The sequence below is a fragment of the Streptomyces sp. TM32 genome, assembly GCF_004122755.1.
In the GTDB taxonomy this organism is placed as follows: domain Bacteria; phylum Actinomycetota; class Actinomycetes; order Streptomycetales; family Streptomycetaceae; genus Streptomyces; species Streptomyces sioyaensis.
This window is the reverse complement of the sequence record NZ_SDIG01000068.1, coordinates 1-14314: the sequence shown is the minus strand read 5'-3', so window position 1 is coordinate 14314 and position 14314 is coordinate 1. Positions and strand designations below refer to the sequence as shown.

9 protein-coding genes are annotated in these 14314 nt (G+C 71.1%); 4 read left to right on the top strand and 5 right to left on the bottom strand.

The genetic code is table 11. The annotated features are described in order from the left end of the window. Positions 1-461: 461 nt before the first annotated feature. The 4 genes from EST92_RS16895 to EST92_RS16880 all read right to left on the bottom strand — a co-directional run bounded on the left by EST92_RS16895 (position 462) and on the right by EST92_RS16880 (position 6918). On the bottom strand, positions 462-1289 hold the full coding sequence (locus EST92_RS16895; RefSeq protein WP_129281751.1) for a DUF4232 domain-containing protein: 828 nt from the start codon (positions 1287-1289) through the stop codon (positions 462-464). A gap of 162 nt (positions 1290-1451) precedes the next feature. Beyond that, entirely contained in the window at positions 1452-3476 is a 2025-nt protein-coding gene (locus EST92_RS16890; RefSeq protein ID WP_129281750.1) for a BTAD domain-containing putative transcriptional regulator, read from the bottom strand. Between the two features lies 1 nt (position 3477). After that, the gene (locus EST92_RS16885) at positions 3478-4773 is read right to left on the bottom strand and encodes a M18 family aminopeptidase (RefSeq protein WP_129281749.1); all 1296 of its coding nucleotides are present in this window, start codon (positions 4771-4773) and stop codon (positions 3478-3480) included. Between the two features lie 303 nt (positions 4774-5076). Continuing rightward, positions 5077-6918 (bottom strand): acyl-CoA dehydrogenase, encoded by a 1842-nt coding sequence (locus tag EST92_RS16880; RefSeq protein ID WP_129281748.1) that lies wholly within the window; start codon positions 6916-6918, stop codon positions 5077-5079. 168 nt (positions 6919-7086) lie between these two features. Here EST92_RS16880 and EST92_RS16875 point away from each other — a divergent pair, with 168 nt between their 5' ends. From EST92_RS16875 to EST92_RS16865, 3 genes are all read left to right on the top strand, one after another. Then, the gene (locus tag EST92_RS16875) at positions 7087-7560 is read left to right on the top strand and encodes an SseB family protein (protein WP_006604511.1); all 474 of its coding nucleotides are present in this window, start codon (positions 7087-7089) and stop codon (positions 7558-7560) included. A 292-nt stretch (positions 7561-7852) separates the two neighbouring features. Next, complete coding sequence (locus EST92_RS16870) at positions 7853-8806, top strand: pirin family protein (RefSeq protein ID WP_129281747.1); 954 nt, start codon at positions 7853-7855, stop codon at positions 8804-8806. 106 nt (positions 8807-8912) lie between these two features. Beyond that, positions 8913-10055, top strand: coding sequence for an AI-2E family transporter (locus EST92_RS16865; RefSeq protein WP_129281746.1), 1143 nt, complete (start codon positions 8913-8915; stop codon positions 10053-10055). On the opposite strand, the gene EST92_RS16860 is transcribed toward EST92_RS16865, so the two are convergent. Then, positions 9989-12145, bottom strand: a complete 2157-nt coding sequence (locus tag EST92_RS16860) for a SpoIIE family protein phosphatase (protein ID WP_129281745.1) — start codon at positions 12143-12145, stop codon at positions 9989-9991. The genes EST92_RS16865 and EST92_RS16860 overlap by 67 nt on opposite strands. A 277-nt stretch (positions 12146-12422) precedes the next feature. Here EST92_RS16860 and aspS point away from each other — a divergent pair, with 277 nt between their 5' ends. Then, positions 12423-14186, top strand: coding sequence for an aspartate--tRNA ligase (gene aspS / locus EST92_RS16855; RefSeq protein ID WP_129281744.1), 1764 nt, complete (start codon positions 12423-12425; stop codon positions 14184-14186). The last annotated feature ends 128 nt before the right edge of the window (positions 14187-14314 follow it).

The following is a 14314-nucleotide window of genomic DNA, read 5'->3' as shown; positions in this document are numbered from 1 at the left end:
GGATTGCTGCGGTGTCAGCGAGGTGCGTCTGTCATGGGCACGACCACGATATCCACTGCCGGAGGCGCGCCTCCATTTCCTTCGGGCTGACGCCGGGTTCGCCATGCTTGCGGTGCAATGCGCCGCGCACTCCTGCGCGCGAGGGGCACTTCCGCTCCCCTGCGGCGGAAGTGCCCCTCGCGGCACGCCCCGGATCGGATCCGGATCAGCCGGTGGCGTTTCACGTGAAACCCCGGGACGCCGCGTGGGATTCCGGCCCGGAGGTTCGTTGTCGCTGAGGTGCTCCGGGCCTTGGGCGTGAGTGCCCCGCAACGGCGTAAGGAATCCGGGAGGTACGGGCCGCCGGTCGAGACATGACGGGACGGCGGACACAGCAAAGGGCGCCCGCTGGGGGATGCGGGCGCCCTGGTTCAGGGACGGCTCACCGAAGGGTGGCTCATCAACGCTGCTTCAACGCCGGCTCACCAGGCCGTCGCCTCGCGCACGTCCGGCTGCCAGTACGTCACCCATGCGCTGTCGTCGACGTACGCGGTGCCGCCGGGGAGCGCCACGGCCGCCGAGCCGCCGATGCTGCCCTTGCCGTCGCGTCCGGGGAGGCTGACGGAGAGTGAGGTGGCGGTGCGGCCGTGGCGGCCGGAGCCGGCGGCGGACGAGGTCAGCGCGCCCGCATAGCCGGTCTCGCCGGGGGCGAGCGTGACCACGGCCGACGGCTTGCTGGCCGACAGCTCGGGGAGCGGCGACGGTGCGTCGTCGAAGCGGAGGTCGGGGGCGAGGTGGAGATCGCAGGGGGCGCCGGAGGTGTTGGTGGCCGCCAGCAGCAGATGGTTGACCGGCCGGGTCAGCAGTCTGGCGACGATGTGGACCTTTGCGGCGCCGCAGGCGGTGTGCCGGACGGTGGCGTTGCCGCCTCCGCCCGCACTGCGCGTGCTGACCGTGATGCCGTCCGCCCCGGCCTCCCCGCCGCTGTCGGTGCCGCCGCGCCCCGCGGATGTCTGCTGTGCCCGTCCGCCGTCGGTCTGCAGGCCGCCCGGCGCGGCAGCACCGCCGCCCCCGGACACCGGGACATCGGCCTCCTGGGACTGTGGGTGGAACGGCTTGGCGGCGCTGGTCTGGAGCGGGTTGTCCTGGCCGCCGCAGGCGGTGAGGGTCAGCGCGGCGACGGCGGTCAGCCCGGCAGCGGCGATCCGCAGCGTACGGGGGCGGACGGTCCGTCCCGTGCCGGGGCCACCGGTACCGGCCCTGGCACCGGTCTCCAGGAAGGTCTCGGAGCGGGTGTGGCTGCGCGGCATGTCGGTCTCCCCCGGGTTCGGGTGGCCCGCACCGCGTCTGCGGTACGCCCTGCGGTCCGGCCTGAGGTCTCCCCTGCGGCCTGATCAACAGACTGCCGCCCGCCGCTGCCGTGCCACTAACGTGTGCCTAACGCTCCCGCACGCGGGACGGACGCGGGCACCTCAGCCGCGCCCGTCGCTCCCGCTCCGCCCGTCGCCCGGGCTGTTCCTGCCGGCCTCCCCGCTCTCGCCGTGCTCGTCCCGTGCGAACAACTGCGTCAGCGTGCTGATGGTGTAGACGTCGGTGGCCTCTTCGTCCACCAGATGCATCTCCGCGAGCCGGTCCAGGGCGTCCTGGGTGCGCTCCTGGTCGTACCCGGCGAGCGCCGCCGCCGCAGAGGCGTTGAGGTGCCCGTCCGAGGTCGTCGCGAGTGCGCTGAGCAGCCGGGCGTCGTCCGCCGACAGTCGGGCGACGGACATCCGCAGCGCCGCCGCGACCCCGGTGTCCTCCGCCGACAGCAGCGCGAGCCGCCGCCGTTCGTCGTGCAGCGCCGCGGCCAGCCGGGCCAGCCGCCAGCGCGGCCGGGCGGTCAGCTGGGCGGCCGCGGCCCGCAGTGCCAGCGGCAGCCCGTCGCACAGGTCGACCAGTTCCCGCGCGGCGGCCGGGTCCTCGGCGACCCGCTCCGGGCCGAGCATCGCGCCGAGCAGCGCCGCGCCCTCCTCATGGCCCAGCGCCTGGAGACCGACCGGCACGGCGCAGTCGGTGGCGACCAGACCGTCGAGACGGCTGCGGCTGGTGACGACCGTGGCGCAGTGCGGACCACCGGGCAGCAGCGGCCGTACCTGCGCCGAACTGCGCGCATTGTCGAGGACGACCAGCAGCCGGCGCTCCGCGACCAGCGAGCGGAACAGCGCCGAGGCGGCCTGGGCGGAGCCGGGCACCCGCTCCGGCGGGGTGCCCAGCGCCAGCAGGAAGTCGCGCAGGATCTCGGCCGGCGCCGCCTCATCGCCCTCGCCGAAGCCGCGCAGATCGGCGAAGAGCTGGCCGTCGGGGAAGGCCCCGGCGTGCAGATGTGCCCACTGCACGGCGCAGGCCGTCTTGCCGACACCGGCCGGCCCCGCCACGACCGTGAGCGGGCTCTCACCGGTCGTACGGTCCGTCAAGGCCGAGGTCAGGGAGGTCAGTTGGCGCTCCCGGCCCAGGAAGCGGGCCGGTGGACGGGGCAGCAGCCGGGGGACACCGGCCCGCGCGGGGCCCGATCCGCCCGTCGCGCCCGCCCGCGGACCGCTCTTCGCCGGTGCGGCAGCCGCTTCGTGCGTTGCCGTACCGCTGTTCCCCTGGACCGGCGGCTGCGGCTCGCCCGTGGCGGGGGGCGCCGCGCCGGCCGTCGCGGAACGAGGCCCTCCCGCGGGCCCCCCGCCGGAAGCGCCCGAGGGCCGGGCCGCGGCCTTCCGCTGCTGCCCGGCCGCCTCCGCCCGCAGAATCTCCTCGTATGCGCCGCGCAGCCGCTCGCCGGGGTCGACGCCCAGCTCCTCGTTGAGCAGCCGCCGGGTGCGGTGGAACCACTCCAGCGCGTCGGACTGCCGGCCCGTACGGAACAGCGCCCGCATCAGCCCGGCGATCAGGCCTTCCCGCAAAGGGTGGTTGACGGCGGCGGAGTACAGGATCGCGGCCGCCTGCTCGTGCTCGCCGAGCGCGCCGTACGCCCGCCCGAGCGCCTCCACGGCCGTCAGCCGGCGCTCCTCCAGCGCATGGGCGGCGGCCGCGAAGGGCGGGCTGGTGACCGTGCCGGTCAGGGCGGGGCCCCGCCACAGTCCCAGGGCCTCACGCAGCAGCGGTACGGCATCGGCCGGCGCCGCCTCGGGCCGCGCCAGGGTCACCAGCTCGCCGAACCGGTGGGCGTCGATCAGCTCCTCCGGCAGCCGCAGCAGATAGGCGGAGCCGTGCGTGGCCAGCTCGATGCCGTACGCCTCCGCACCGCCCTCGGCGAGCGTGGCGCGCAGCCGCGAGACATGTCCCTGGACGACGGTGCGGGCATGCTCCGGCGGCTCGTCCTCCCACAGGGAGTCGATCAACTGCTCCAGTGGAACAGTGGTGTTGGGTTGCAGCAACAGCAGCGCGAGCACACTGCGCCGTTTGGCGGGCCCGAGCGACAGCTCCGCGGAGCCGGTCGTCACGGCGATCGGGCCGAGCAGCGAGAAGTCCAACTCAGCCCTCCAGGAAGGCCGTCAGGGCGTTCGCCAGCAGGTACGGGTCCTCGGCACCGCACAGCTCACGCGCCGAGTGCATGGACAGGATCGCCACACCGATGTCGACCGTCGCGATGCCGTGCCGGGCCGCGGTGATCGGCCCGATGGTGGTCCCGCACGGCATCGAGTTGTTGGACACGAAGCTCTGCCACGGCACACCGGCCCGCTCGCAGGCCGCCGCGAAGACGGCCCGTCCGCTGCCGTCCGTCGCATAGCGCTGATTGACGTTGACCTTGAGGATCGGCCCGCCGTTGGGCATCGGGTGGTGCCCTGGCTCATGCCGGTCGCTGTAGTTGGGGTGCACGGCGTGTCCGGTGTCGGACGACAGGCACAGGGTGCCGGCGAAGGCCCGGGCCCGCTCCTCGTACGCACCGCCGCGGGCGAAGACCGAGCGCTCCAGCACCGTGCCGAGCAGCGGGCCGTCCGCGCCGGTGTCGGACTGGCTGCCGTTCTCCTCGTGGTCGAAGGCGGCCAGCACAGGAATACCGGGCAGCTCGCGCCCGCCGGTCGCCGCGGCGGCGAGTGCGGCCGTACCGGCGTGCACGGACAGCAGGTTGTCCATCCGTGGGCCGGCCAGCAGCTCCTGGTCGCGGCCCAGATAGGCGGGTGCCTCGATGCTGTGCACCATCAGGTCCCAGCCCTTGATGTCGTCGGCCGGGACGCCGGTCTCCTCGGCGACGAAGGCGATCAGATCGCCCTCGGCCACCTGACCCAGGCCCCAGATCGGCGTCATGTGGCGCTGCTTGTCGAGCTTGAGGCCGTCGGAATTCACCGAGCGGTCGAGGTGCACGGCCAGTTGTGGCACCCGTAGCAGCGCCCGGTCGATGTGGACGAGCCGGTGGCTGCCGTCCGCCAGCGTCACCCGCCCGCTGAGGCCCAGATCGCGGTCGAGCCAGGTATTGAGCAGCGTGCCGCCGTAGATCTCGACGGCGATCTGCCGCCAGCCGCGGGCACCGGTGTCCGGAATCGGTTTGACCCGCAGATTGGGAGAGTCGGTGTGAGCCCCGACAATTCGGTACGGAGTCGAGGGGCTCGCGTCCTCGGGCACGTACCAGGCGATGAGCGCTCCGCCGCGCAGCACATACTTCCCGCCGCGCGTACCGTCCCATTCGTCGACCTCGGCGACCTGGTGGAAACCCGCCTTCTCCAGCCGCTCCGCCGCATTCACCACCGCGTGGTAGGGCGACGGACTGGTGGCGAGGAAGGTCATCAGGTCGTCGGTGTGGCCGCGATCGAAGCGGGCGGAGTTGGTCATGGATTCAGCATAAGGAGCCGGAGCACGCATTCCTCGTGCGCATGCCTTGTGACTCCGTTCCCTTCCGGCCACGATTTCTGCGTTTCGGATCCGGATCTGCGCTGGAATGAGGAATTCCGCTTTTATCTCCCGTTCGCCGGGTGGACGAGCGGCTTACCGGCGGTACGGACCCGGGCTGCGGCCGGCTCGCGGCCGGACAGGACGAAGCCCGCCTCTCCGGGGGAAGAGAGGCGGGCCACGCCAGTCTGGACGACCAGTCTGAGAAACCTGTAAGAACGCCGCAGCGGGCTGCGGACGGCGTTCCTAGAACGCGGCCTCGTCGAGCTCCATCAGCGACTGGTCGACGCTCTCGGCCAGACCGCGCTGGACGCCGACGCCCGGCAGGATGTTGTGCGCGAAGAACTTCGCCGCGGCGACCTTGCCGGTGTAGAAGGGCACATCCTTGGCAGACACAGCCTTCGCCGAGGTGTGGGCCAGCTTCTCGGCGGCCACGGCCGCACCCTTGAGCAGCAGGTAGCCGATGACGACATCGCCGGAGGCCATGAGCACCCGGGTGGTGTTCAGTCCGACCTTGTAGATGGACTTGACGTCCTTCTCGGTCGCCGCGAGGTCGGTCAGCATGGTGCCGACGATCGCCTCCAGGTCGGCAGCGGCCTTGGCCAGCTCGCCGCGGGCCTCGGCCAGCTCCTCGCCGCCGGTGTTGTCGGCGAGGAACTGCTTGATCTCCTCGGACAGGGCGGTGAGCGCCTGGCCCTGGTCGCGGACGATCTTCCGGAAGAAGAAGTCCTGGCCCTGGATCGCGGTGGTGCCCTCGTAGAGGGTGTCGATCTTGGCGTCCCGGATGTACTGCTCGATCGGGTACTCCTGCAGGTAGCCGGAGCCGCCGAAGATCTGCAGGGACTGGGCCAGCTGCTCGTAGGACCGCTCCGAGCCGTAGCCCTTCACGATCGGCAGGAGCAGGTCGTTCAGGCGCTCCGCGGCGCTCGCGTCCTCGCCGGCGGCCTCCTTGACGAGGATCTCGTCCTGGACCGTGGCGGTGTAGAGCACCAGGGCGCGCATGCCCTCGGCGTACGCCTTCTGCGTCATCAGCGAGCGGCGCACATCGGGGTGGTGGGTGATGGTGACGCGCGGCGCGGTCTTGTCGGTGAAGGCGGCCAGGTCCGGGCCCTGCACGCGCTCCTTGGCGTACTCCAGCGCGTTGAGGTAGCCGGTGGAGAGGGTGGCGATGGCCTTCGTGCCGACCATCATCCGCGCGAACTCGATGATCTTGAACATCTGGCGGATGCCGTCGTGCTTCTCGCCGAGCAGCCAGCCCTTGGCCGGGTGGTTGGCGCCGAAGGTCATCTCGCAGGTGTTGGAGGCCTTCAGGCCCATCTTGTGCTCGACGTTGGTGGCGTAGGCGCCGTTGCGCTCGCCCAGCTCGCCGGTCTCCCAGTCGAAGTCGTACTTCGGCACGATGAACAGCGACAGGCCCTTGGTGCCGGGACCGGCGCCCTCGGGGCGGGCGAGGACGAAGTGCACGATGTTCTCGGACATGTCGTGCTCACCGGAGGTGATGAAGCGCTTGACGCCCTCGATGTGCCAGGAGCCGTCCGCCTGCTGCACGGCCTTGGTGCGGCCGGCGCCGACGTCCGAACCGGCGTCCGGCTCGGTGAGCACCATGGTGGAGCCCCACTGCTTGTCCACCATCAGCTGGGCTATGCGGTGCTGCTCCTCGGTGCCCTCGTCGAAGAGCACACCGGCGAAGGCGGGGCCGGACGCGTACATCCACACGGCCGGGTTGGCGCCCAGGATCGTCTCGGCGAAGCCCCAGAGGAGGGAGCGGGGCGCGGTGGTGCCGCCGAGCTCCTCCGGGATGCCCAGACGCCACCACTCGGCGTCCATGAAGGCCTGGTAGCTCTTCTTGAAGGTGTCCGGAACCGGCGCGGTGTTGGTGTCCGGGTCGAAGACCGGAGGGGTGCGGTCGGCGTCGGCGAAGGACTCGGCCAGCTCGTTCTCGGACAGCCGGGCGATCTCGGACAGCACGCTCTTGGCGGTGTCGACATCCATCTCCGCGAACGGTCCGGTGCCGTACACGCTGTCGCGGCCGAGGACCTCGAAGAGGTTGAACTCGATGTCGCGGAGATTCGACTTGTAGTGGCCCATGGGTACGGCTCCGTAAAGGGTTCGGGAGAGGGCCCCAAGGGAGGGACCTCAGACGCAATACCAGCTAGTAGCCAAATGATGCTACCCACGGGTAATAAGAATCAACCCCTTCCGCGCATCTGTGACGAGCGTCCCCCGGCGCGCCGCCGACTCAGTACGCTGTGCCGCATGTACGGCTACGACCAGAACGCGGGTGCCGGGCAGCAGCAGTACGGTGCGCCGCCCCCGCCGCAGCAACCGGCCCCCGGGGGTTACGGCGAGCAGCCGCTCTACCCCGAGCCGTCCCCGCCTTCCCTGGCCGATGCGGTGCGCGCCTTCACCACCGGCTCGACGTCGGCCGAGGACTTCCAGGGCATCTTCTCCACGTCCAAGATCTACTGCCCGCGTGGTGACAACCCCGGCTTCCTGGCGCTGCACAACACCCAGCAGCCGGTGATCCCGATGTTCACCTCGCTCAAGGAGCTGCGGCGGTACGCGGGCAAGGAGTCCAAGTACTTCGTGATCACCGGCGCCGAAGTCCTCGACCTGCTGCCGACCGGCTACGGCTTCGTCCTCGACATGGAGGGCGACCACCGGATGGTCTTCGACGCGAAGGCCGTGGAGCAGATGGTCGACTTCGCGATGCGGCGGATGTACGGATGATGCGGCGGATGTACGGATAGCGGCTGTGTGGCGGCCGGGGCCCGGTGGGGTCCCGGCCGTTCTTGTCGTGTGGGGGGTCGGTCCCGGGAGGGGCCGGCCCCCTCGGTCGTGTGTCGGGCTGTGTGCCGGGCCGCGGTGATGCGCGGGCTGAGCTGCGGGTCGGTCCGTGTTCCGGGCGCCTGCCGCGACGTCCTCGTAGCCCCATTGACCTGCACATATGCAGGCGGGAATAGCGCACCCCTTGCTGGTTGTTCAGTATTCAACTAAGTTGGGTGCGACCGAGGAGGCCTTGATGCCCGCTGTGACCGTAGAGAACCCGCTGACCCTGCCGCGTGTGGCGGCGCCCATTGCGGCGCACACCCGTCCCGCGCTGGCCGTAGCCACCGCTCCGAGTGGATTCGAGGGCGAGGGCTTTCCGGTGCGCCGGGCGTTCGCCGGCATCGACTACCAGCACCTCGACCCGTTCATCATGATGGATCAGATGGGCGAGGTGGAGTACGCGCCCGGCGAGCCCAAGGGCACGCCCTGGCACCCGCACCGCGGCTTCGAGACCGTGACGTACCTGATCGACGGCACCTTCGTGCACCGCGACTCGCACGGGGGCGGCGGCGTCATCAACGACGGCGACACCCAGTGGATGACGGCCGGTTCGGGGCTGCTGCACATCGAGGCGCCGCCGGAGTCGCTCGTCCTGTCCGGCGGGCTCTTCCACGGCCTCCAGCTGTGGGTGAACCTCCCGAAGAGCGACAAGATGATGGCTCCGCGCTACCAGGACATCGGCGGCGGCCAGGTCAAGCTCCTGACCTCCGCCGACGGCGGGGTGCTGCTGCGGCTGATCGCCGGTGATCTCGACGGTCACCAGGGCCCGGGCATCACGCACACGCCGATCACGATGATGCATGTGACGGTGAATCCGGGGGCCGAGCTGACCCTGCCCTGGCGCAAGGACTTCAACGCCCTCGCCTATGCCCTGGCCGGACGCGGCTCGGCCGGTGCGGAGGGGCGCCCGTTCCGTATGGGCCAGGCGGTGGTGTTCGGTGCCGGGGACTCCCTCACGATCCGGGCGGACGAGTCCCAGGAGTCGCGCAGCCCGAACTTCGAGGTGGTGCTGCTGGGCGGGCTGCCGATCCGCGAGCCGATGATGCATTACGGCCCGTTCGTGATGAACACCCACGCCGAACTTGCCCAGGCCGTCGAGGACTTCCAGGCCGGCCGGCTCGGCACCATCCCCACCGGCGAGCACTGACGCCGCGTCGGCAGCACGGCGGTGACGGGCGGCGTTTCACGTGAAACGCCGCCCCGGCCCGTTTCGGGGCCCTTAGCTGGGCCTTCGGTCGTGGTGGACTGTCCGGGTGCGAAACGACTCGGACGAAAACCCGCCCGGCGCCGAGGGCGAACGGCCGTGGCGCCCGGAGCCGTTGCTTCCCGTCGAGGCCCGCCGCGCCGCGGCCTGGTGTCTGGTGACGCTGCTGGCCGCGACCGTGGTGGCCCTGGGGGTGTGGCTGTGCGTCGAGCTGAGCACGGCGGTCACCCCCGTCCTGCTGGCGCTGCTGGGCAGCGGGCTGCTCGGGCCGCTCTACCGGCGGCTGGTGGCGATGCGGCTCAACCGTTCCCTGGCGGCCGGACTGACCTGTGCCGTCCTCGTGGTGGTGGTCGGCGGCGCCGGATACATCGTCGTCAGCGCGCTGGTCGACACCGGTGACCAGATCATCGCCTCGCTCAGGAGCGCGGCCAAGAGCCTCTCGGAGCACTTCGGCGCGGCCGGTACCTCGCTCGACGATCTCGCCGCCCGTTCCAAGCAGCTGGTCACCAAGTTCGGCGGCAGCGCGGCCTCCGGGCTGCTGGCGGGCGTCAGCGTCGTCGGCCAGTTCTTCGCCGCGTCGATCCTGGCCCTGCTGCTGACCTTCTTCTTCCTGCGGGACTCCGACAAGGCCGTACGCGCGCTGAACGACTGGGCGCCGGGCAGCTCCGGGCCGCAGCTGGAGCGGATGGCCCGCCGGGGTTTCCGCGGCATCGAGGGCTTCATGCGCGGCACCACCTTCATTGCCCTGATCGATGCCCTGTGCATCACCGTCGGACTGCTGATCCTCAGGGTGCCGGGCGCCGTCGGCCTGGGCGCACTGGTCTTCGTCGGCGCCTACATCCCCTACCTCGGTGCCTTCATCTCGGGAGCCGTGGCGGTCCTGGTGGCGCTCGCCGACCGCGGCTTCGTGATCGCGCTGTGGGCGCTGGGCGTCGTGGTGGCCGTGCAGATCCTGGAGGGGCACGTGCTGCAGCCGATGATCCAGAGTCGTACCGTCCAGATGCACCCGGCGACCGTGCTGCTGGCGATCACCGCGGGCGCCAGCGTCGCCGGGATCCTCGGCATGCTGCTGTCCGTACCCCTGGTCGCCGCCTTCTCCGGCGTGCTCCACGAGCTACGGGTGCATTACGCCGCGGGCTCGGACTCGGATTCCGGCGACAGCGGTCCGACTGCCTCGCCGGCGTCCTCGTAGAGCTCGAACCACGTCGACTTGCCGTCCCCGCGCGGGTCCACGCCCCAGGCCCCGGCGAGCAACTCCAGCAGCACCAGACCGCGCCCCGACGACGCCAGCTCGCCGGGGCAGCGGCGGTGCGGCAACTCGTCGCTGCTGTCGGCGACATCGACGCGGACGCGCCGGGCACCGCGCTCACCGCTGATTTCGGCGACCAGCAGGGCGTCCCCGTCGGTGTGCAGCAGCACATTGGTGACCACCTCGGAGACCATCAGCACCGCCGAGTCCACCTGGTCCGGATCGGCCCAGTCGTGCAGCACCTCACGGACCTGCCGGCGGGCCTCGGCTATCCGCTCCGGCTCGGCCTGGGCGACGGTGAGCACGGTGCGCCGGACGGGCCGGGCCGGCAGTCCGCCGGGGCCGATCGAGCAGCCGGCGCCGTCGCGGCGCAGCAAGAGGACGGCGATGTCGTCCTCACGGCGGTCCACCAGCGGTCCGGTGGTGTGATGGGAGGGCGGCCCGTGTACGGCCTGGACCAGGGCGTCGGCGAGCCGCTCCAGGCTCTCGTCGATCCCGCCGGGCTCATGCGCCTCGATGGTGTCGCGCAGCCGCGCCCAGCCGGTGTCCAGATCATGGCCGCCGGTCTCGATCAGCCCGTCGGTGCAGACCAACATCGTCTCGCCGGGCTCCAGGACGAGCCGGGTGGTGGGGTAGTCGGCGTCCGGGACGATGCCGAGCGGCAGCCCGCCCGCGGTGGGACGGATCAGCACCGTGCCGTCATCCAGCAGGATCGCCGGGTCGGGGTGCCCGGCCCGGGCGATGTCCAGCAGCCCCGTCGCCGGATCCACCTCGATGTAGAGGCAGGTCGCGAAGCGCTGGTCCTCGCCGTGGCCACCGGGCTCGGTCGCGTTGATCCCGGCCAGGAACCGGGAGGCGCGGGAGAGCACCGCGTCGGGGTGGTGCCCCTCGGAGGCGTAGGCCCGCAGCGCGATCCGCAGCTGCCCCATCAGGCCCGCGGCCCGTACGTCATGCCCCTGGACGTCCCCGATGACCAGGGCGAGTCGGCCGGACGGCAGCGGGATCATGTCGTACCAGTCGCCGCCGACCTCCAGCCCGCCGCCGGTCGGCACATAGCGCGCCGCGACCGTCATCCCGGGGATGTCCGGCTGCACCGTCGGCATCATGCTGCGCTGCAGCCCCAGCGCCAGCTCCTGCTGCTCCTCCTGCATCCCGGCCCTGGCCAGCGCCTGAGCCAGCATCCGGGCGACGGTGGTCAGCACCGAGCGCTCATCGGGCGTGAAGGCCACGGGCTGGGTGAACGCCGCCATCCAGGCGCCGATCGTCCGGCCCGCGTTGACCAGGGGCACGAACGCCCAGGAGGTGCGCCGGAAGGGCGCGGCCACCGGCCAGGCGGTGGGGTAACGGCGGCTGTACTCCTCGGGGGTGGGCAGATAGAGGGCCCGGCCGGTGCGGACGACCTCGGCGGCCGGGTGGTCGTCCGCCAGCGCCGTGCCGGCGGACGGCCGTTCCTCGTCGCCGTGGGGACCGTGGTGGCCGATGACCGACAGCCGGTCGCCCTCGATGCCGAAGACCGCCAGCCCGTCCGGCATGAAACCGGGCATGGACAGCCCCGCCGCGACCCGCAGGACCTCGGCGGTGGACCGTGCCTCGGCCAGCGCCCGGCCCGCGTCCAGCAGGAATGCCTCGCGGGAGCGCCGCCAGTCGCCGGTGATCGGGGTGTGCGCGGCCGAGGTCCCGGGCTGGGGCTCGGGCACCTCCTGGAGGGTTCCGACCAGCTCGAAGCCGCCGTCGACGACCCGGGGACGGGAGCGGGAGCGGACGATGCGCTGCACCCGCCCGCGCTCGTCGACGATGCGCAGCCGGGCCTCGGCCAGCGTCTCCTCGGCGACCGCGAGCTGCACGATTCCGTTGATCTCGGCGAAGTCGACGGGATGAAAACGCGAACGCGCCGCGGCCTCGGTCAACTCCACAGGGGTGGGGGGCAGCCCCAGCAGCCGGGCAGCTTCGGCGTCGAGGGTCACCCGGCCCGATGCGTTGTCCCAGCGCCACAGGCCGGTCGCGATGGCGGCCAGGAGATCCTCGGTGCGCATTGCCTCACTTTATGGGCGTTTGGAGCGGCCCGACCAGTGAGCTGGACGTGACCATCGTCCCAGTCGGGGCGGTCGCTTCCGGCCCGCGTGCCGCTGATGCGTATATGTCAACCAAGGCGCGCGGACCGGGACGGTAACCTGGAGCGGTTATGTCAATCCTGGGGTGGCCTTTCGGGTGATCCACGGGGAGAGCGACCGGGCATCCGCGCCCGTACTCCTTTTCCTCTCCCTCTCCCGACAACTCCTCACCTCGACCTCGCGACGACTTGGATGAGCGATGCATCGGTACCGGTCCCACAACTGCGGCGAGCTCCGAGCCGCGGACGTCGACACCGACGTCCGCCTCAGCGGCTGGCTGCACAATCGACGTGACCTGGGCGGCATCCTCTTCATCGATCTGCGCGACCACTACGGTCTGGTCCAGCTCGTCGCCCGCCCCGGCACCCCGGCGAACGAGGCCCTCGGCTCCCTGACCAAGGAGACCGTCGTCCGGATCGACGGCAAGGTCAGCGCGCGCGGCGCCGACAACATCAACCCCGAGCTGCCGACGGGCGAGATCGAGATCGAGGTCTCCGAGGTCGAGGTGCTCGGCGCCGCCGAGCAGGTCCCCTTCACGATCAACGCGGACGACGGCGTCAACGAAGAGCGCCGCCTGGAGTACCGCTTCCTCGACCTGCGCCGCGAGCGGATGCACCGCAACATCATGCTGCGCACCGCCGTCATCTCCGCCATCCGTCACAAGATGGTGGCCCTCGGCTTCAACGAGATGGCGACCCCGATCCTGTCCGCGACGTCCCCCGAGGGCGCCCGCGACTTCCTGGTCCCCTCCCGCCTGCACGCCGGCAAGTTCTACGCGCTGCCGCAGGCCCCGCAGCAGTTCAAGCAGCTGCTGATGATCGCCGGCTTCGACCGCTACTTCCAGATCGCGCCCTGCTTCCGCGACGAGGACGCCCGCGCGGACCGTTCGCCGGGCGAGTTCTACCAGCTCGACGTCGAGATGAGCTTCGTCGAGCAGGAGGACGTCTTCCAGCCCGTCGAGCAGCTGATGACCGAGCTGTTCACCGAGTTCGGCAACGGCCGCACGGTCACCTCGCCCTTCCCGCGCATCCCGTTCCGCGAGGCGATGCTCAAGTACGGATCCGACAAGCCGGACCTTCGCGCCGAGCTGGAGCTGGTGGATGTCTCCGACGTCTTCGAGGGCTCCGGTTTCAAGGCCTTCGCCGGCAAGCACGTCCGCGCCCTGGCCGTGCCGGACACCGGCGACCAGCCGCGCAAGTTCTTCGACCAGCTGGGCGACTTCGCCGTCCAGCAGGGCGCCAAGGGCCTGGCCTGGGTCCGCGTCGGGGAGGAGAACGCACTGACCGGCCCGATCGCCAAGTTCCTCACCGAGGACGACGTCAAGGCGCTGGTCTCCGCCCTGGACCTGCGGCCCGGCCACGCCGTCTTCTTCGGCGCCGGTGAGTTCGACGAGGTCTCCAAGATCATGGGCGCGGTCCGGGTCGAGGCCGCCAAGCGTGCCGGCCACTTCGTCGAGGACGAGTTCCGATTCTGCTGGATCGTCGACTTCCCGATGTTCGAGAAGGACGAGGACACCGGCAAGATCGAGTTCTCGCACAACCCCTTCTCCATGCCGCAGGGCGGCCTGGAGGCGCTGGAGACCAAGGACCCGCTGGACATCCTGGCCTGGCAGTACGACATCGTCTGCAACGGCACCGAGCTGTCCTCCGGCGCGATCCGTAACCACGAGCCCGAGGTCATGTACAAGGCCTTCTCGATCGCCGGTTACGACAAGGAGACCGTCGAGGCCGAGTTCGGCGGCATGCTGCGCGCCTTCAAGTTCGGCGCCCCGCCGCACGGTGGCATCGCCCCCGGCGTCGACCGCATCGTGATGCTGCTGGCCGACGAGCCCAACATCCGCGAGACCATCGCCTTCCCGCTCAACGGCAACGCCCAGGACCTGCTCATGGGCGCCCCGAGCGAGGTCGACGAGGCGCGCCTCAAGGAGCTGCACCTCTCGATCCGCAAGCCGCAGGTGAAGTAGCACGACCCGGGGCACAGAACCCCGGCAGGCCGAGGGGCGGCGTTTCACGTGGGCGGTTTCTAGCGGTCGTCGCAACACGTGGTCGGTTTGATCAGGCCGCGAGCAGTTTATGCAGGCGCTCGGCTGGG

Excerpts from the sequence above, each read along its gene's own strand:
- EST92_RS16895 (WP_129281751.1), bottom strand. The coding sequence starts at position 1,289 with ATGCCGCGCAGCCACACCCGCTCCGAGACCTTCCTGGAGACCGGTGCC.
- EST92_RS16885 (WP_129281749.1), bottom strand. The coding sequence starts at position 4,773 with ATGACCAACTCCGCCCGCTTCGATCGCGGCCACACCGACGACCTGATG.
- EST92_RS16880 (WP_129281748.1), bottom strand. The coding sequence starts at position 6,918 with ATGGGCCACTACAAGTCGAATCTCCGCGACATCGAGTTCAACCTCTTC.
- EST92_RS16875 (WP_006604511.1), top strand. The coding sequence starts at position 7,087 with ATGTACGGCTACGACCAGAACGCGGGTGCCGGGCAGCAGCAGTACGGT.
- EST92_RS16870 (WP_129281747.1), top strand. The coding sequence starts at position 7,853 with ATGCCCGCTGTGACCGTAGAGAACCCGCTGACCCTGCCGCGTGTGGCG.
- EST92_RS16860 (WP_129281745.1), bottom strand. The coding sequence starts at position 12,145 with ATGCGCACCGAGGATCTCCTGGCCGCCATCGCGACCGGCCTGTGGCGC.
- aspS (WP_129281744.1), top strand. The coding sequence starts at position 12,423 with ATGCATCGGTACCGGTCCCACAACTGCGGCGAGCTCCGAGCCGCGGAC.